17 protein-coding genes are annotated in these 16,915 nt (G+C 63.5%); 6 read left to right on the forward strand and 11 right to left on the reverse strand.

Features of this window, described 5'->3' with window-relative positions:
- Positions 1 to 22: 22 nt before the first annotated feature.
- Positions 23 to 430, forward strand: coding sequence for a hypothetical protein (locus LG3211_RS15550; RefSeq protein WP_057943630.1), 408 nt, complete (start codon positions 23 to 25; stop codon positions 428 to 430).
- Positions 431 to 579: 149 nt separating this feature from the next.
- On the opposite strand, the gene LG3211_RS15555 is transcribed toward LG3211_RS15550, so the two are convergent.
- Together LG3211_RS15555 and LG3211_RS15560 are read right to left on the reverse strand one after the other, a co-directional pair.
- On the reverse strand, positions 580 to 1,707 hold the full coding sequence (locus LG3211_RS15555; protein ID WP_057943631.1) for an inorganic phosphate transporter: 1,128 nt from the start codon (positions 1,705 to 1,707) through the stop codon (positions 580 to 582).
- A gap of 10 nt (positions 1,708 to 1,717) precedes the next feature.
- Positions 1,718 to 2,344 (reverse strand): DUF47 domain-containing protein, encoded by a 627-nt coding sequence (locus tag LG3211_RS15560; RefSeq protein ID WP_057943632.1) that lies wholly within the window; start codon positions 2,342 to 2,344, stop codon positions 1,718 to 1,720.
- A 424-nt stretch (positions 2,345 to 2,768) separates the two neighbouring features.
- Here LG3211_RS15560 and LG3211_RS15565 point away from each other — a divergent pair, with 424 nt between their 5' ends.
- Together LG3211_RS15565 and LG3211_RS15570 are read left to right on the forward strand one after the other, a co-directional pair.
- Positions 2,769 to 4,106, forward strand: coding sequence for a hemolysin family protein (locus LG3211_RS15565; protein ID WP_057943633.1), 1,338 nt, complete (start codon positions 2,769 to 2,771; stop codon positions 4,104 to 4,106).
- Complete coding sequence (locus tag LG3211_RS15570) at positions 4,090 to 4,806, forward strand: exopolysaccharide biosynthesis protein (protein WP_083512573.1); 717 nt, start codon at positions 4,090 to 4,092, stop codon at positions 4,804 to 4,806. Before LG3211_RS15565 ends, LG3211_RS15570 begins: the two co-directional genes overlap by 17 nt.
- Before the next feature lie 408 nt (positions 4,807 to 5,214).
- On the opposite strand, the gene LG3211_RS15575 is transcribed toward LG3211_RS15570, so the two are convergent.
- The 3 genes from LG3211_RS15575 to LG3211_RS15585 all read right to left on the reverse strand — a co-directional run bounded on the left by LG3211_RS15575 (position 5,215) and on the right by LG3211_RS15585 (position 9,302).
- Positions 5,215 to 7,356, reverse strand: a complete 2,142-nt coding sequence (locus LG3211_RS15575; protein WP_057943634.1) for a putative bifunctional diguanylate cyclase/phosphodiesterase — start codon at positions 7,354 to 7,356, stop codon at positions 5,215 to 5,217.
- Complete coding sequence (locus LG3211_RS15580; RefSeq protein WP_057945522.1) at positions 7,353 to 8,186, reverse strand: phosphate/phosphite/phosphonate ABC transporter substrate-binding protein; 834 nt, start codon at positions 8,184 to 8,186, stop codon at positions 7,353 to 7,355. Before LG3211_RS15580 ends, LG3211_RS15575 begins: the two co-directional genes overlap by 4 nt.
- Positions 8,187 to 8,438: 252 nt before the next feature.
- Positions 8,439 to 9,302, reverse strand: a complete 864-nt coding sequence (locus LG3211_RS15585) for an RNA methyltransferase (protein WP_083512574.1) — start codon at positions 9,300 to 9,302, stop codon at positions 8,439 to 8,441.
- Positions 9,303 to 9,398: 96 nt separating this feature from the next.
- On the opposite strand from LG3211_RS15585, the gene LG3211_RS15590 reads away from it, so the two are divergent.
- Positions 9,399 to 10,217, forward strand: a complete 819-nt coding sequence (locus tag LG3211_RS15590) for an inositol monophosphatase family protein (RefSeq protein WP_057943635.1) — start codon at positions 9,399 to 9,401, stop codon at positions 10,215 to 10,217.
- A 350-nt stretch (positions 10,218 to 10,567) separates the two neighbouring features.
- Positions 10,568 to 10,819, forward strand: a complete 252-nt coding sequence (locus LG3211_RS15595; protein WP_148648934.1) for an XAC0095 family protein — start codon at positions 10,568 to 10,570, stop codon at positions 10,817 to 10,819.
- Between the two features lie 613 nt (positions 10,820 to 11,432).
- On the opposite strand, the gene LG3211_RS15600 is transcribed toward LG3211_RS15595, so the two are convergent.
- Together LG3211_RS15600 and LG3211_RS25790 are read right to left on the reverse strand one after the other, a co-directional pair.
- The gene (locus LG3211_RS15600) at positions 11,433 to 11,720 is read right to left on the reverse strand and encodes a hypothetical protein (RefSeq protein WP_057943637.1); all 288 of its coding nucleotides are present in this window, start codon (positions 11,718 to 11,720) and stop codon (positions 11,433 to 11,435) included.
- Positions 11,717 to 12,052, reverse strand: coding sequence for a hypothetical protein (locus tag LG3211_RS25790; RefSeq protein WP_148648935.1), 336 nt, complete (start codon positions 12,050 to 12,052; stop codon positions 11,717 to 11,719). The genes LG3211_RS15600 and LG3211_RS25790 overlap by 4 nt, the downstream gene beginning before the upstream one ends.
- A 230-nt stretch (positions 12,053 to 12,282) precedes the next feature.
- Between LG3211_RS25790 and LG3211_RS15605 the strand changes: the two genes are divergently transcribed.
- Complete coding sequence (locus LG3211_RS15605; protein ID WP_057943638.1) at positions 12,283 to 12,549, forward strand: hypothetical protein; 267 nt, start codon at positions 12,283 to 12,285, stop codon at positions 12,547 to 12,549.
- Positions 12,550 to 13,040: 491 nt separating this feature from the next.
- Here the strand turns inward: LG3211_RS15605 and LG3211_RS15610 are convergent, their stop codons facing one another.
- The 4 genes from LG3211_RS15610 to LG3211_RS15615 all read right to left on the reverse strand — a co-directional run bounded on the left by LG3211_RS15610 (position 13,041) and on the right by LG3211_RS15615 (position 16,910).
- Complete coding sequence (locus tag LG3211_RS15610; protein ID WP_148648936.1) at positions 13,041 to 15,092, reverse strand: hypothetical protein; 2,052 nt, start codon at positions 15,090 to 15,092, stop codon at positions 13,041 to 13,043.
- 345 nt (positions 15,093 to 15,437) lie between these two features.
- Complete coding sequence (locus LG3211_RS25795; RefSeq protein ID WP_148648937.1) at positions 15,438 to 15,743, reverse strand: hypothetical protein; 306 nt, start codon at positions 15,741 to 15,743, stop codon at positions 15,438 to 15,440.
- 331 nt (positions 15,744 to 16,074) lie between these two features.
- Entirely contained in the window at positions 16,075 to 16,446 is a 372-nt protein-coding gene (locus LG3211_RS25800; RefSeq protein WP_148648938.1) for a hypothetical protein, read from the reverse strand.
- A complete protein-coding gene (locus LG3211_RS15615) occupies positions 16,446 to 16,910 on the reverse strand; it encodes a hypothetical protein (protein WP_148648939.1) in 465 nt (154 codons plus the stop codon). Before LG3211_RS15615 ends, LG3211_RS25800 begins: the two co-directional genes overlap by 1 nt.
- Between the last annotated feature and the right edge of the window lie 5 nt (positions 16,911 to 16,915).

A 16,915-nucleotide genomic window follows, 5' to 3' on the forward strand; every position in this document is an offset into this window, starting at 1 on the left:
GCAACGCGCTGGAGTCGCCCCCATGCAATTCGAACAAATCCGCCACCAACTGACCCGGTCAGGGTTCCACCTCACCGTCCACGACGAGGGCGTGATCTGCATCGAGCTCTCGCTCGAACAGGGCACCCGCCATCAGGCCATCTTCCTGTCCGAGCTCGAGGACGACGACGGTCGCCCGTTCCTGCGGGTCAGCACCGCGATCGCGCCGACCACCGGCCTGGACGCGCGCCGCGCGCTGGCGTTCAACTGGGAAAGCCACGTCGGCTATCTGGCCATCGGCGACCTCGACGGCGTGCCCTATCTGCAACTGTGCGAGAACCGCCCGCTTGAAACGCTGGACGCGGCCGAAGTGCAGCGGCTGGTGATGGAGATCGGCGGTGTGGGCGACCGGATGGAACGCGTGCTGTCGGCGGACGGCGATTTGCTCTGATCGCGGTTTTGCGGTCCCTGAAGCCCTCCGACATCGGAGGGCTTTTCGTTTGTGGCAGGCGGCTTTGGTGGAAGGGCCGCAGAGACCTCGCGGCGGCGCAAAGAAAAAGGCCCGCGATCGGCGGGCCTTTTCGTATCCCTTCGCCGGACTCAGAGCCAGCCCAGGAACCGCATCGTCTCGAACAAGATGTAAGCGATGCCGCCGGCCGCCGGGATGGTCAGGATCCACGCCCAGATCATCTTCTCGACCACGGTCCACTTGATCGAGTTGAAACGCTTGGCCGTGCCCACGCCCATGATCGCGGCGGAGATGTTGTGCGTGGTCGACACCGGAATGCCCAGCGACGAGGCCAGCATGATCACCGAGGCGGCGCTGGTCTCGGCGGCGAAGCCGTGGATGGGATGCAGCTTCACCAGCTTGTGGCCCAGGGTCTTGATGATGCGCCAGCCGCCCGCGGCGGTGCCGGCGGCCATGACCACGGCGCAGGTCAGCTTGATCCACAGGTCGATGTCGTTATTGGCCAGCGCGCCCGGCGAGGGATGCAGAAAGGCCAGCCACGACGGCAGGCTGTCCAGGGTGCCGGCCGACTGCGCGCTCATCAGCGCCAGGGCGATGATGCCCATGGTCTTCTGCGCATCGTTCATGCCGTGGGCGAAGCCCATGCCGGCGGCGCTGACCAACTGCGCCTTGCCGAAGAAGCCGTTGACCCAGCGCGGCCGCGCGGCGCGGCGCAGGAAGCCGCCGCTGCGCGCCATGAACGAGATGATCGCGAACAGCACGCCCATCACCAGGAAGCCGGCGGTGAAGCCCAGCACGGGCGAGGTGAACATCGGCACGATCACCTTCCACAGCACGCCGGCGCTCTTCCAGATCGGTTCGGCCGGATGCGACCACACCACGGCGTGCCAGTTGTTGGAGGCCGCGGCCAGCGCCGCGCCGCACAGGCCGCCGATCAGCGCGTGCGAGGACGAGGAAGGCAGGCCCAGCCACCAGGTGATCAGGTTCCAGATGATGCCGCCGAGCAAAGCGCACAGGATCAGCTGCGAGCCGACCTCGACCACGCCGGCGTCGATCAGGCCCGAGGCGATGGTCTTGGCCACCGCCGTGCCCCACAGGGCGCCGACCAGGTTGGTCGATGCGGCCAGGATCACCGCCTGCATCGGCGAGAGCACCTTGGTCGCGACCACCGTGGCGATGGAGTTGGCGGTGTCGTGGAAGCCGTTGACGTATTCGAAGATCAGCGCGGCCAGCACTACCACGATGACGAGCGTAAGCATCGCGCGCGCCTCAGGAGTTTTTCAGGACGATCTGGTAGGCGACCACGCCGGCCTCGCGGCAGCGGTCGATCGCCTTTTCCAGGATCTCGAAGAACTCCTTGAGCAGGAACATCTGCAGGTTGTCGAGTTGGCCGGAATAGATGTCGCGGTACAGCTCCAGCATGAGGCGGTCGGCCTCGTTTTCCAGCGCGCGCAACTGGTCGTTGAGCGCCTTCATCGGCTCCAGCTTGAGATGGCGCAGCTGGTGGACCATCTTCACCACCACGCCGGCGGCCTGTTCCAGCATCGCCGCGCGCGGCGCGAAGTCGATGTGTTCCAGGTGGCGGGTGGCCAGCGAATAACGGTCGGCGAACTTCTCGACCTGCTTGGGGATCTTGTACAGCGCCGTGGACAGCGACTCGATGTCCTCGCGCTCGATCGGGGTGATGAAGCTGTCCACCAGCTCCTGGCTGATCTTGTCGGAGGTCTCGCGCTCGCGCTGGCGGGCCAGCTTGAACGCGTCCAGGGCCGGCTGGCGGTCGGCCGCCTTGAGCATTTCGTGCAGGGCCTTGGTGCTGTCGTGGGCCGCCACCGCGGCCTCTTCGAGCAGGGTGTAGAACTGGTTGCCTTGGCCGAAAATCGTCTGCAGGGAGAACATGCTGGGGAGCCTCTGGGCCAGGGACGGTGTAGGCCGGCCACGGCGGATTCGGGATTCGGCACGGCGGCGCCGGACCGGTGGTGGGCGCCTCGGTGTGCCGGGGCGGGGTTTGCGGGCGCGATTATGACGGTTTGATGTCCGCCCGCCCACCTCGGCGGCCCGGTCCTGCGATCCGGGAGGGCCATCGGACCGCCCGAGTTTGCAGTTCCGCCCACACCGGCGGCTTTCACGAAGGGCCGCCGCGCCGGCCTGCTAAGATCGGCGCCGGCCCCGTTTGGCTTGTTCAGGCTCGGCCACCCTTCCCTTCCCCGCACCACACAATGGACGACGACCCAAAACCGCCGCCTGGCCACGCATCGCTGGCCCCTTCCCATCACCGCCCCCGCTGCTTCCGTGAACCCACAGGCCACTGGAGGCGCTGCTGATGCTGGAATTACTGATCGTCCTGGCCCTGATCGTGCTCAACGCTTTCTTCGCGATGTCGGAGATGGCGCTGATGACCTCACGCAAGCTGCGCCTGAAGCAGATGGCCGAGACCAGCCGCGGCGCCCGCATGGCCCTGCAACTGGCCGAGCACCCGGACAACCTGCTTTCGACCGTCCAGGTCGGCATCACCCTGATCGGCGTGCTTACCGGCACCTTCGGCGGCGAGTCCATCGGCCTGGCCATCGCCGGCTGGCTCGGCGGCGTGTTCCCCGGCGCGATCGAATACGCACGTCCGATCGGCATCGGCACCGCGGTCGGCCTGATCACCGCCGCGCAGGTCATCTTCGGCGAGCTGATTCCCAAGCGGCTGGCGCTGACCAACCCGGAGAAGATCGCCAGCTCCGTGGCGATCGTGCTGGCCGGGCTGGCCCGTTTCGCCAAGCCGGTAGTCGCCACGCTCGGCGCGATCAACCGCCTGGTGCTGCGCCTGCTCGGCATCAAGGACGATGCGCGCAGCGAGATCAGCGAAGAAGAGATCCGCATGCTGGTGACCGAAAGCCACGAGCAGGGCGTGATCGACGCCGACGAGCGCAAGATGATGAATCGCGTGCTCAGCCTGGGCGACCGCACCACCGACAGCCTGATGACGCCGCGCACTCGCATCACCTGGCTCGACGCGGGCGCGAGCATCGAGGACAACCTGGCGAGCATGCGCGAATCGCCGTTCTCGCGCTTCCCGGTGTACCGCGGCAGCGACCAGGACGTGCTCGGCGTGCTCGAAGCCAAGTCGCTGCTGGCCAGCCTGGGCGAGGACCGGCTGCCGGACCTGTTCGCGCAGCTCACCGAAGCCTTGTTCGTGTCCGAATCCACCCACGCGCTGAAGCTGCTGGAAATCTTCCGCGAGGAACAGCAGTCGCTGGCCCTGGTGGTGGACGAATACGGCGACGTTACCGGCCTGATCACGGTCAACGATCTGATGGGCGCGGTGATCGGCCGCGTGCAGACCACCGAATCGGACGATCAGCCCGGCCCGGTGGTGCAGCGCGAGGACGGCTCGTATCTGGTCGATGGCGCGCTGGGCCTGGAGGAACTGCGCGAAGTCATCGGCGGCGGACGCCTGCCGAACGAGGACGAGCACGACTTCCACACCGTCGCCGGCATGGTGATCGCCCACTTCGGCCGCATTCCGCACGTGGGCGAGCATTTCTCCTGGGCCGGCTGGCGGATCGAGGTGATCGATCTGGACGGCCCGCGCATCGACAAGTTGCTGCTGCAGCGGCAACAGCAGCAGCACCCCAAGCCCGCCGAGTCCAACGACGATGACGTCGGCGGCTGATCGCGGCGGGCACGGCGGGCGCGATCCGCGGCACGAGGGTCGCGACGACGACGGCGACGATCGCCGTCGCAGCGAGCGCCCGCACGAAGCCGGCACCCGCGCCTTGCTGGATGCCATCGTCGCCGGCGACCCGGACGAGGTCGTCAAGTTCGGCGACGTGTTCAACGGCCTGGGCAATCGCTCGTTCGGCATGCTGCTGTTCGTCTCGACCCTGCCCGCCTTCATCCCGATCCCGGGCGTGGGCGGCGCCATCAGCGGCCCGCTGGTGGTGCTGGTGGGACTGCAATTGCTGATCGGCCTGCGCAGGCCGTGGCTGCCGGGCTTCATCGCCCGGCGCGGGCCGCATCGCGGCGCGATGGTGAAGTTCCGCAATCTGCTAGCGCCGTGGCTGACGCGGCTGGAGCGTTTCGTCAGCCCGCGCGCGCCGGCGCTGCTGGATCATCGCGCCGCCAACGCCTTCACCGGTTTGCTGCTGGTGCTGCTCGGTATCCTGTTGTCGCTGCCGATTCCGTTCACCAATTTCTTGTTCGGCGCCTTGCTGCTGTTGTTCGCGTTCGCGTTGCTGGAACGCGACGGCAAGCTGATGGCGATCGCGTGGGTTGCGGGAAGCGTCGCGGTGGTGGTGTTCGGGGTGTTGTCGGGCAGTCTTGCGAAGGCAGCGGCGGAGTGGATTGCGTTGGCTCGGGCTAAGTTGGGCTGAGGGGTTGTCTGTGTCGCTGCTTTGAGCTTTCGAAGCGATGACGTCATCTCACCCGATGCTTCGGCCTTTCGAAGTAATGGGACCCTCTCACCCGTTGCTTCGAATTTCCAAAATCGTCATTCCCGCGAACGCGGGAATCCAGTGCCTTTCGTGCGAGAACCTTTGAAGTCGCTGGATGTTCGGCTCCGCCGAAGTAAAGCGGAGCCCGCGTTCGCGGGAATGACGGACTGGAAGGATGACGCTGAAGTCTCTGGATTCCCGCCTTCGCGGGAATGACGTTCTGAGAGATGACGCTGACGTCTCTGGATCTTCGGCTCCGCCGAAGTAAAGCGGAGCCGCGTTCGCCGGAATGACGGCCTGGGAAGATGCGGCGCAATGACAGCGCAACCACGCCACACCGTCCGCCCATCACCCCAACAACGCCAAAAACTCCTGCGCATTCACCGGATGCCCCAGCCAATACCCCTGCGCCAGATCGCAGCCGCGTTCGCGCAGCACCGCGTACTGCCCTTCCTTCTCCACGCCTTCGGCGACCACGATGATGCCCAGCGAATGCGCCATGGCGATGATCGCGGTGGTCAGCGCCAGATCGTCCGGGTCGCGCAGCACGTCGGCGATGAAGCTGCGGTCGATCTTGACGCCGTCCACCGGCACCCGGCGCAGATGGCTCAGGCCGGAGAAGCCGGTGCCGAAATCGTCCAGCCACACCTTGACGCCGCTGGTGCGCAGCCGCGACAGCAAGTTGCTGGCATGGGTCTCATCGCCGATCACCGCGGTCTCGGTCAACTCCAGATGCAGATGCTGCGCCGGCAACCGGGTTTCGTGCAGGCAGGCGGCGACCACGTTAGGCAGGTCGCCGCTACGCAGCTGACGCGGCGATACGTTGACCGAGACGAATAAAGGGTCCTTGCCGGGCTGCGCGTCGTGCCAGCTCACCGCGTCCTCGCAGGCCGCGCGCAGCACCTGCGGGCCCAGGGTTTCGATCAGGCCGCTCTGCTCGGCGACGTCGATGAACACCGACGGCGCGATCAGGCCCTGCTCGGGATGCTTCCAGCGCAGCAGCGCCTCGGCGCCGACCATCTTGCCGTCGCCCAATCGGAACACCGGTTGGTAGACCAGGCTCAGTTCGCCGCGATCCCAGGCGCCGCGCAGCTCGTGCTCCAGATGCACGCGGCGTTCGACCGCCTGGTCCATCGCCCGGCTGTAGAAGCGGTAGCAGTTCTTGCCGGCGACCTTGGCCTGATACATGGCGATGTCGCCGTTCTTCATCAGCGCGGTCGCGCCGGAAGCGTCTTCCGGGTACAGGGTCACGCCGATCGAGGTGCCCAGGAATACCTGGCGCTCATGCACCATGATCGGCTGGCCGAGTTCGGCCACCAGCACCTCGGCCAGATGGCTGGCGACGGTGCGCGCCTCGCCGTTGCGCTCGCGGCGGCCCTCGACCAGGATCACGAACTCGTCGCCGCCGAAGCGCGCGAGCAAGGCCAGTTCGCCGCCGATGCGACGCACGGTTTCGTCGATGCGACGGGCGAACTGCAGCAGCACTTCGTCGCCGGCATCGTGGCCCAGGGTGTCGTTGACGCGCTTGAAATCGTCGATGTCCGCGAACAGCAAGGCCAATTGGCCGCCGTCGCCGCGCAGGTGCAGCAGCCGCTGATCCAGCGATTCGCGGAACGCCAGCCGGTTGGCCAGGCCGGTCAGCGCATCGGTGTAGGCCATGCGGCGGATGTCGCGATCGTGGCGGGCCAGGCTTTGGCTCATGCGGCCGAAGGCGCGCATCAGGTCGCCGACTTCGTCGTTGTGGTCGCCGGCCGCGGGCACGTGATCGAACTGGCCGAACTGGCCGTCCTCGATCGCGCGCGCGGCATCGGCCAGTTCGCGGATCGGCTTGACCAGCCAGCTCTGGATCAGCCAGACCATCAGCGCGCCCAGCGCCAGCAGGCCCACGCTCAGCAATCCGACCCACAGCAACTGCAGGCGCCCCAACGCGTCCAGGCGCTGGCGCAGCTTGTCGAGCGCGCCGTCCTGGTAGGTGCGCATGGCCTTGAGGTCGTAACCCACGCGCACGCCGCCCAGCCGCTGCTGGCCGATCTTGATCGGCGCCGACACGTCGAAGGTGTTCGCGCCCCACTGCGTGTGCATGGCGCGCGCGGCGACGACCTGCGCCGCCATCGCATCGTCCATGCGCTTGCCGTAGCTGGGAATTTCCTCGCTGCCGTCGTGGACGATATTGCCCTCGTTGTCGTAGACGATGATGTAGCGCACGCCCGGGTTGGTCATGGCCGCGCGGCTGAGTTCGCCGATCGCGTCCAGGTCGAAGTAGTACACCGGGTTGGTCAGCGAACTGGCGAGCTGGGCGACCTCGCCTTCGCCGTGGCGGCGCAGGCTTTCCACGAAGCTGTCGCGCATCGCGTCGCGGCTGACCCCGACCACTTCGCTCTGGATCCGCTCCTGCCGGTGCAGCAGCAACGCGATCAACACCACCACGACCAGGAAGGCCAGGCCCATGATCGACAGGAACTTGGCCTGCAAGCCCGCGCGCAGTCTCATTCGACCTCCGCGCGCACGCGCGCCACGCCCAGGGCGAGGTGATCGAGCGCGCGTTGCGAGGCCGGGTCGATCGGCATGAAACGCGTGGTCTTGAAGAAACGCAGCAACGCCTCGCCGGCATCGGGATCGCCGGCGGCGTCGATCAGCACCTCGCGCAGGCGCGCGGCGACTTTCGGGTCCAGGTCGTGGCGCACCACTTCCATCGCGCGCGGATATTCTTCGCTGCGGCCGATCTCGACCAGATCGCGGCGGAACGCATCGGGCACCCGGCGCGGGTTGTTCCAGTCCAGGTTGCTCATCACCCCGGCATCGACCAAGCGCTTGTGCACCCAGGTGGAGATGTTGAGTTCCGAACGCGCGAACAGGTAGCCGACCGCGCCCTGGTTGATGCGGTCGGTCGGCGACAGCAGGATTTCCAGGCTCAGCCCGCGTTCGAGCAAGGTCGCCGCCGGCACGAAGTAGGCGCTGGTCGAGGACGGGCGCTGGAAGGCGACGTTATGCCCGCTCAGATCGTCCAGTGAGCGCAGGCCGCTGTCGCGGCGGGCGAAGAACACGCTGTGGTAGTGGCTGACGCCGTCGCGCTCGGTCAGCAGCATCGGCCGGGCATCGGCGCGCTGATGCAGCAGCATCGCGGTGCCGGCGGTCTCGCTGACCCAATCGACCCGGCCCCGGCGCAGATAGCTGCCCATCTGCTGTACGTCCTTGGCCATCAGGATCCGGCCTTCGCGGATGCCGACATCGGCCATGCGCGGGACGACATAGTCCAGCAGCGGCTTGAGCTGCTCGTAATGGGCCTTGGGATCGTCGCTGATCCGGCCCAGCACCAGCACGTGGGCGTCGCGGCCTTCTTCGGCACGGCCACGCGCATCGACCGTCGCCGGCGACGCGTCCGCCGGGCCCCCGGCCCCGAGCAGGGCGAGCCCGAACAACCAACCGAAACACCGAGCGCTAGCGATCAACCGTCGTCACCTGGTCGGATTGCCAGGGCAGCGTAATCGAAACCGCGGCCTTGCAGATACTTTCCACTCATCCCCCTCGCCGGCCGCGCTGGCGGCGGCCGGCGTATTCCAACGCACACGCGCTCAGCGGCGCTGCCCGGCCAGCATCGCCATGCGCTCCACATCGGCCAGCACGCCGCGCAGCAGGCGCACCTCGCGCTCGTCCAGGTCGGCGCGCAGGAACAGCCGGCGCAGCTTGCGCATGGCCGATTCGGGCGCGCGGCCCTTGTGGAAGTCGATCGCGTCCAGGGCCTCGCCGAGTTGGCTGAAGAAGCCCTCCAGTTGCGCGTGCGAGGCTGGCGGGTCGAGGCGCTCGAAGGCGCCGCCGGCGGCGGTCGCGGCCAGCGCGGCCATGCGCAGCTCGTAGCTGAGCACCTGCACCGCCGCGCCGAGGTTCAGCGAGCTGTAGTCGGGATTGGCCGGGATGTGCACGGCGGCGTGGCATAACTGCAATTCTTCGTTGTCCAGGCCGGTGCGCTCGCGCCCGAACACCAGCGCGACCTCGCTGCCGCCGCGGGCGCGGGCGTCCACCCGCGCCGCCGCCTCGCGCGGCACCAGTTCCTCCAGCGCGATCCGCCGGCTGCGCGCGGTGCAGCCCAGGACCCAGTGGCAGTCGGCCACCGCCGCGGCCAGATCGGGCAGGACGACGGCCGCTTCCAGGACGTCGTCGGCGCCGGCGGCCATGGCGTAGGCGTCGCGGTCCAGCGGCTTTTCCGGAGCGACCAGGACCAGGCGCGACAGGCCCATGGTCTTCATCGCCCGCGCCGCCGAGCCGATGTTGCCCGGGTGCTGGGTGCCGACCAGGACGATACGGGTATGGGCGGCGGCCGGATCGACCGGTCCGGCCGGGGTGGGCGTGGGGGCGGCGGCGGGCGCGGCTACCTCAAGTGAGTTGGCATTTTCGGGCGCCTGGGCGCCGGCGAGTTCGTCGCGGGGATCGTGGTTCATGCGCAAATGGTAAACTCCCCGCCCCGGCCACAGGCGCCGGCCCGCTCTTTACCCCCGTCAGTCCTTCTCCACCTCATCCGTTCGAGGCCGTAAGCCATGCAGAAACCCGCCGTCACCCTCATGGTCAAAGCCGCCCGAGCCGCCGGCAACGTCCTGCTGCGCCACATGTACCGCGTGGACGCACTCAACATCGTCGAGAAGGACCGCATGGACTACGCCAGCGAAGTCGATCGCCTGGCCGAAGCCGAAATCATCAAGGAATTCCGCCGCTCCACGCCCGACTACGCCATCCTCGGCGAAGAAAGCGGCCCGCTCGGCCAGGCCCGCTTCACCTGGGTGATCGACCCGCTCGACGGCACCAGCAACTACCTGCACGGCATCCCGCACTTCTGCGTGTCCATCGCCCTGTGCGAAAACGGCGAACCGACCCACGGCGTGATCTTCGATCCCCTGCGCAACGACCTGTTCACCACCAGTCGCGGCAGCGGCACCCAGCTCAACGAAAAGCGCGTGCGCATCGCCGAGCGCAAGGACCTGACCGGCGCCATGCTCATCACCGGCTTCCCGCCGCGCGAACGCGCCCGCGCCAGCGCCCACCTCAAGTGCCTGGACAACCTGCTGGTGGACGCCGAAGACGTCCGCCGCACCGGCTCGGCCGCGCTCGACCTGGCCTACGTCGCCTGCGGACGCGCCGACGCCTACTTCGAAGCCGGGCTCAAGCCTTGGGACGTGGCGGCGGGCGTGCTGATGGTGCGCGAGGCCGGCGGCAAGGTCACCGACTTCAAGGGCCGCTCGACCGGACCGATGGACAACCGCGGGCTGCCGCCGCGGCAGATCGTCGCGGGGAATTTGAAGATTGCCGATGCGTTGCAGAATCGGATTGTTAATACGGGGTATGCGGCTGCGTTCGATTGATGCACGAGTAATTGCATCAAAGATGTGCGAATAGAAGACGCCGCGATTATCGCGGCGTTTTTTTGCTTTGTAGTTCTCGCAATTACCTGTTGACAGCGGGTTTTCTAACTATCAATCTCGGCGTCGGAGCCTAGAAACTCCCGAACAACGGTACCCACCTACGTCAATCGGTGGGCTTTTTTGCCCGCACCTTTACGGTACGGACGAAAACCGGCGTGAGTCTGCGTCGGGAGGGCGGCTAATAAAACACCCGCAAGGGGAATACGCCCGCCGTTTGTTCGCGGTTTCTGGCCTCCCGACATCCCGCCAGCGCATTCGCGCTGTGCGGGCCCTTAGTCCATGGATAAGGAATGCCGCTCATGCCACGAAAAACCCCGCCCACCCCGCACACGCGGACGGTGGTCGTCCCCATCGACACCTTCTTGGCCTTGCAAGCCTTTTACGATGAACTGATCGGCATCGCCGGCACCATCGACCCGGTCACCTCAGCCGCGCCCGCCTTCGCCCAACGCGATCAATCCCGCCGCAGCGCGCTCGCGCAAGTGTTTTGGCTCTGGGCCGAGCAGATGGATCGCAACCTCAAGACCATGCGCACGGCCTGATCCCCGTTCCACCCGACCGCCGCCGCCTCGCGCTCCGGTACCAGCCCCGTACACCGCAAACGCGACGCCCCGCGTCCCAAGCCGGCCCCACTGGGGGCAGCCCCCGGCTCTCCTGGACCGATGCGCGAGCCATCCGACTGCGAAGCCGCATCGAATCGCTCCGACACCCGCGCTCCGCGCAACAAGCTTGAGCCTCGACGGGCCAGACACAAGGCTTGAACCTGCGAGTGAGAGCCGCAGAATCCCGACCGCGAACCACAGGCGCCCCGAGCACGGCATTCGCCGCCTTGCGCGCGGCACTTTGAGCCTTGGTTTCGCAAAGCAAAAAGCTTTGCGAGCGATATCAACGCGCCGACCGCAAAGCGTTTCGACTTGCGGTCGGGATCGCGAGCTTCGCGCTTGCCCCGTTGCGCTTCGCGCTCGCAAACCTTCGAGCTTTGCACGCGAGCTCAGGGTTGCGCGTGAGGCATTTCGACTTGCGATTGGATGTTTGCCGCTTGCGCACGAGGCTCCGGGCCGCTCAATCAGCCTTCGATCCTAGAACCGCCTTACCAGCGTCCAACCAGGACATTCGAAAACCCGCGCTCCCCAGATCGAACGCCGCATCACGGATTCAAGCGCGAGCGGTGACGATCCAAGTCGCGCCTCCGACCTCCAAGCCTTCATCGCCGGCAATGTTCAACAACGCCGCACGAATCGCTACGCGCGCTCGCGCGTTGATCCCCTCGCTCTGCGCCTCCAGCAAACGCGCGACCGGCCCGACCCGGAACACCTGCTCCATCACGTCTTCGGCCATCGCTTCGCGGATGGCACCACGGCCGAGATAAAACGGGGTGGAGAACGGTTGCAGTTCGGCCGCGCCGAAACCGGCTGCGGCCAGCACGTCGCGGAGGCGGTTCAATCAGCCGTTCGTAAGAAAGTATTCTTTGTCACATGCTCAATTCCATCACCGGAGAGATATAGCGCACCTGTTACGCCGAGTGGCAACTCCGCAATCAATTTCCTCATCGAATCAATTGCGGTAACGGTTAACACTATATCGCGTTGGTTTACTGGCTCTGCCATAGGACGCTCATTAAGCACGTCATCCAATGTACGAGGCACTTCGTAACACTGGATAAATTTATCCCCCACACGAACAGATCTGCCCTCAGTTGGATATCCGACGAATACGACCCGTCCTGTTTTGTCCTTCAAAACATCCCCAACAAGAAAAACTACTTCAACAGCCATAATTCATCCTCCATCCTTAACTCGACGTAAGAACTCTGCGATCTGCTCTGGTGTCATTTTAGGAACTTCACTTAGCAGTTTTAAGGAGAAGCGCGATGGAGAAACGAGGACACCCATCACCCCTCAATAGCCTGGCCACAAGATCAGATTTTTCTGGCTGTGCCCCGTTCGAAAAATTAGAGATGCTGACTCCATGACACAGGCCCGCTCTTTGCTAATCCGCTGAGGCCATGCTGCGGCCCATTGCCGGGTCGCTGGTGGCATGCCTACCGGTACGACTGGGCGAGTACCTGGCGTTGCTGGAGTGGACCGGAAAGCAGATCCGCCCAGGCAAACCAGACTCCATTCCCCTGGATGCACCGAGCGTGCTGGCGAGGCTCGATGCGCAGCCTGATCGCTGGACGACACGGGTGAGGTCGATTGGTTCGGGCTACTGGCGCGCGGTCGGTGAGGTTCAGGACTTGATCGATATCGCGCAGCAGCTTGGTCAGCGCTGACTCAAGGGTGTCGGCGTTGCGGCAAAGCTCTCCTGAAGTATCCGGCCGTTACTTTGACCGAAGGCATCAGAGCTGCCTCATGGGCGCACAAAACCTCTGCCTCTAAGAACCGGCCCGGCGAGCACCGGGCTGCAGATACTTGTTGTTTGCGAGCTTTATGGAAGTCCGGCTGGTGTTATCAGGCTGGGGGATGGGTGTCCTTAAGTTCTCTGGCATCGATATCCAAATAGACGAGCGGCTTGTTTGCAGCTACGAAATAGGCTTGGCCTCAATTGGCGGCACCTTCCTCGGAAGGCTATCGATAACTTTGCAACCGGCGGTCTTCATTCGTTCGCATAGCCGAACGTTCAATTGCTCGTCATCCATATGAAAGAGTTTGCTCGTCAGCTCGTTGAAAATACAAAACCCACCCTGCAGGTCTGGCGCAACTAACAAGACCCACCCTCCTTGGGAGCCGTCCCAGAGGTAAGAATATTTATCAATATCGGGGATCACTGATTCTTCCTCCAAAAATAGAACGGCTGAGCTTCTTGCGGAACAACTTGCGTCCTCAACTGTGGAGAACCCGACTCCTGCAACAATCGAAGTACATTACGATCTGGACCGCTAGCCCTCAAGGGGACCAGGCTTCCATTCAAGTATTCTGGGTGTGTGTGATTGATCCAACGAACATTTGGGCCAATGGGAATGTTTACTCCGCCCTCCGCTCCCTGGATCAAATAGTAGCTTCCGCCGCCACCATTGCGGCCCGGACCAGTCAAGTATATCTGCGCAAACTCCGTGCCAGCCTCTCTTTGCAACCCAGCCATCTGAGTAGGCGTCAGGCGTCCAGCAATTTCGGTGGCTTCGACTCCGCCAATCGAGACCCTTGCGCCGGGCGCTGCCGCTGATGCGACTCGTTGGGTGTTCGCAACAGACTCCGCCACACGCGCAGCATCAACCACATCTTCCAGCGCATTCACCGCCCGCGCAAGCTGAACTCCCTCATCCAAGGGAATCGGTAGTCCGAACAGGACGCCGACCGAAGCACCCGACTGCATGTATTCGCCCCGGCCCCAGGCGCCGTGGCTAGCATCCCAGAATCCCTCAGCGCCCTGCCTTGCCGCGCCCGCATAAACCAGGGACGCTGCATATTGTTGCTCGCCGACCTGCCCACCTGACTGGAGATAAGCCGCACCTCCCAGGAGGTTCCCCGCCAGACCGCCGATGTTGCGAACAACTCGGGCACTGGCGGCAAAATCTTCACCCCCCATCGCGCCAAAGCTCGATACATAAGCCATGGTTCCCGCGAGCGTCTTTCCGGCACCGAACACGAACTCGCCCATCTCGAAGAGGGACTTGGCCGCGCCGCCCAGATAGCCAATCGGTGCCGCTACCGGTCCCAAGTGATAGTTGGACTGCGCCGTCTTCATGTCGCGCCATGCGGCGGCCGAGCCAGTTCCCATCCAAGTGACAGGGCTCGGGGCCCGGTACTCGGAAATTCCTCCAAGACGTAACGCAGAACCCTCAATAGCCGCGTTGGCTAAAACGCCCCACCCCTGACCGTCTCTGACCAGTCGATCGACGTCTCGATTGCTGGCCATCCCAACAGGATCGCCATACGCCGCGACCCTGCCGCGGCCGCCAGGATTCACATAGCCGTTTTCGGCATAAGCCCTAACCATCGGATAAGACCGCGTATCGGGTGGTTCAAGGCCCGCTTCATGCGCTCGCCTGACGACCTCATCGACATAGCGCTCCTCCGAAGGGCTGTTGATGTGATCGCTCAACCCAACGGCCGCTTCCACAAGCGACGCGCTCGCCGGCGACGCCATCGAACGCACTGAACGGCCCACCGCCAAGCCCGAAGTCATGACAGCCCCGCCGATGTCCATCGCTATGTCATCGACAACAACATCACGGGTTTCAAGCGGAATCGCCTGCCGTTCCACACTCCCCACGCTGGCGTTTTTCTCGGCTGTTTTGGCTGCCGCGGCGTCGGTGATTGCATAACCCATCGTGCTAGCCAATGCATCCAATCCAACATTCAGAAGAACCTGACTTGACAAATTGCCGCGCATCGCCGCGCTGATGCTTCCGGAGGCCGCGGTCGCACCAAACACCGTTACGTTCCTGATGGTGTCGGCGCTCCAGCTCCGAGCGGCGCCGAAGTCAGCGATCTTATCGCCGGCGTAGCTACCCGCACCGGCGCTCACCGCGGAGATCGCCACGCTCTTCCAGTCGAACCCCTCCTGCACTCCGAGCGCATTCCCGAGACCCTGCGTGGCCACGTTGCCGACCGCCGCCCTGACGGCGGCCTGCCCCCAGGCACTGGTGATGCCCACCTCGCTCAAGCCCTGACTGACCGCAGGCGAAGCCAGGCCGGCGGTTATCGCGCCACCGGCTGCAGCCAGCGCTACGCCCTTCCAATCGAACCCGCTCTGTTCGCCGCCTACGATCAAAACCCCCTGGCTGGCTACCGAACCTGCCGCAGCGCCAATCATTGCGCCGAACACCTTGCTACCGAGTGCCGGGCCGGCGTAGTAAGTCACGACCGCGGCCACGACTACGACTACGGCTACGGCTACGGCTACGGCTACGACCAAGGCGAGGATGCGGACAAATCCGCCACATCCCTTCTTGGCCGCCGGCGGCGGTTCCGGCACCGTCGGGCTGGTAGCGCCTAGGCCATCGATCTCACTTGCAGTCAAAACACGATCGAGATTTGCAACAGTTACGAGGTCAGAATCGGTCCAAAGCCATAGATGGTTCGTCCGCCATCGAACGAATAGCCCGCGTGCCCAGTTACTACATGGGGATGTGGCGCTTCTGCTGCCAGCAGGTCAGCTGTAGAGCAGGCACCTCGGAGCCCGAAAATGCTGACTGCAGGCTCCGCGTTGCTTGCAACATCAACTCATCCGGCGCACCAAATCTTCTTCTATTTGCTCCAGTTGGCGTTGATCAGAAACGCCATCCTCCCTCAAGAAGTAGTTCCCTATCTGACTATCGTGATAAACGCTGACGGGCACACCATCAACGCGCAACACCCATCTTCTTGAGTAGACATCGTCACGGAACTCCGAAACTTCAGCGCTCCAATGCCTCTGAAGATATTGAACAAAAGAGTCAAATCCATCCCATGCCGAATCGAACTCGAGATGATATTCGGTCTCGCCATTTTTGTTCTTGCATTTAGTTACGAGAGGGGCATTCATTTCAGTTACTCCAGACCAAATCGGCGATTGACATCGGCGCGCGTCTTCTGCGAGGTTTGCAAGATGCTTTGATAAATATCGTCGCCGGACAATCCTCGACTTTGCTTGAGCTGAATCATATGGTCCCAAGTCATATTTGGCTCTTCTCGTATCAGCCTATCCGCACTCACTCGATCAGACATGAGTTCGCGCGCATTGGCACGATTGGCGTTACGCAGATCAAACGCCTGTTTCGCCCAACGGACGGTACAATCTCCCAAATATCGAATCAACGCAGACGGTGCAGCCCCGTCTGCGACTCTTGTTTCCTAGACGATGAAGACGCCTATGTTTACTCCACAGAAAAAGTTATCGGCTCAATTCTCCAACGAAAGTTTGGAGGCCCATATTCTTCCGTAAAACGAAATGCATACCTGGCACCGCCTATTGTGAACGCCAAGATTCCAAGCTGACCTTTCTCAGTGCCTGGAAAGAGCGCATCGGCCAGTTCATCAAAGAGTGCATCCAAGCGCTTGGCACGGGTGAGCATGGTAAGAAGCTCGCGCAACCGCGCATTGTTCGAAATCACCATGCCTGCAGTGGCCTCGATTCGATAAACCCCACTGGGATTTTCCAACAGAGCATCGAGCAACATCAGCAAGTAGCGAAACTCTTCCGGACGACGTTGATGTGAGCGTGGTGGCAAATGCACGGGAAAGGCCATTAAATCGTCTCCAACTGCGGAATGCCCAACAGTTCGGGATCAGGCAGCGATAGCCCTCGATTGCAAATGGCGGCCTGCCAATGCAGATATACCGCGCGATATGCTTCCTCAAAAATCAAACGCGCGTTAATGATGGTCCAGAACGACGGCATCTCGAAGTAGCCATCGTTCTCAGTGATAAGCCAATCCCAGTCAAAGCCAGGATCCCGCAATGACTCCAGTAAAACATTCACACTGACAATGACTGTATCGAAGTCAATTGGCCCGTTTGGCCCAAAGCGAAAACCGTAACGGACAAAGCCATCCTCAAAAAAAAGCTTTTGCCAATCTTTTCTCTTGGATGGGTCATACATTCCATAAGTATCTTTCAAGCCTCGCTCTCGATCGTACTCATTCAGCCCATTTACGAATCCGAGCAACATGTCAACTACGACGCTTGGATATTTCAGATCGTGGCTTTTCATACTCA

It is taken from the genome of Lysobacter gummosus (genome assembly GCF_001442805.1).
Lineage (GTDB): Bacteria > Pseudomonadota > Gammaproteobacteria > Xanthomonadales > Xanthomonadaceae > Lysobacter > Lysobacter gummosus.

What these genes read in the sequence shown, in the direction of transcription:
- LG3211_RS25795 (WP_148648937.1), bottom strand. Translation starts at nt 15,743, where the DNA reads ATGAATGCCCCTCTCGTAACTAAATGCAAGAACAAAAATGGCGAGACC.
- LG3211_RS15605 (WP_057943638.1), top strand. Translation starts at nt 12,283, where the DNA reads ATGCTGCGGCCCATTGCCGGGTCGCTGGTGGCATGCCTACCGGTACGA.
- LG3211_RS15575 (WP_057943634.1), bottom strand. Translation starts at nt 7,356, where the DNA reads ATGAGACTGCGCGCGGGCTTGCAGGCCAAGTTCCTGTCGATCATGGGC.
- LG3211_RS15615 (WP_148648939.1), bottom strand. Translation starts at nt 16,910, where the DNA reads ATGAAAAGCCACGATCTGAAATATCCAAGCGTCGTAGTTGACATGTTG.
- LG3211_RS15565 (WP_057943633.1), top strand. Translation starts at nt 2,769, where the DNA reads ATGCTGGAATTACTGATCGTCCTGGCCCTGATCGTGCTCAACGCTTTC.
- LG3211_RS15595 (WP_148648934.1), top strand. Translation starts at nt 10,568, where the DNA reads ATGCCGCTCATGCCACGAAAAACCCCGCCCACCCCGCACACGCGGACG.
- LG3211_RS15550 (WP_057943630.1), top strand. Translation starts at nt 23, where the DNA reads ATGCAATTCGAACAAATCCGCCACCAACTGACCCGGTCAGGGTTCCAC.
- LG3211_RS25790 (WP_148648935.1), bottom strand. Translation starts at nt 12,052, where the DNA reads ATGGCTGTTGAAGTAGTTTTTCTTGTTGGGGATGTTTTGAAGGACAAA.
- LG3211_RS25800 (WP_148648938.1), bottom strand. Translation starts at nt 16,446, where the DNA reads ATGGCCTTTCCCGTGCATTTGCCACCACGCTCACATCAACGTCGTCCG.
- LG3211_RS15570 (WP_083512573.1), top strand. Translation starts at nt 4,090, where the DNA reads ATGACGTCGGCGGCTGATCGCGGCGGGCACGGCGGGCGCGATCCGCGG.
- LG3211_RS15585 (WP_083512574.1), bottom strand. Translation starts at nt 9,302, where the DNA reads ATGAACCACGATCCCCGCGACGAACTCGCCGGCGCCCAGGCGCCCGAA.
- LG3211_RS15560 (WP_057943632.1), bottom strand. Translation starts at nt 2,344, where the DNA reads ATGTTCTCCCTGCAGACGATTTTCGGCCAAGGCAACCAGTTCTACACC.
- LG3211_RS15555 (WP_057943631.1), bottom strand. Translation starts at nt 1,707, where the DNA reads ATGCTTACGCTCGTCATCGTGGTAGTGCTGGCCGCGCTGATCTTCGAA.
- LG3211_RS15590 (WP_057943635.1), top strand. Translation starts at nt 9,399, where the DNA reads ATGCAGAAACCCGCCGTCACCCTCATGGTCAAAGCCGCCCGAGCCGCC.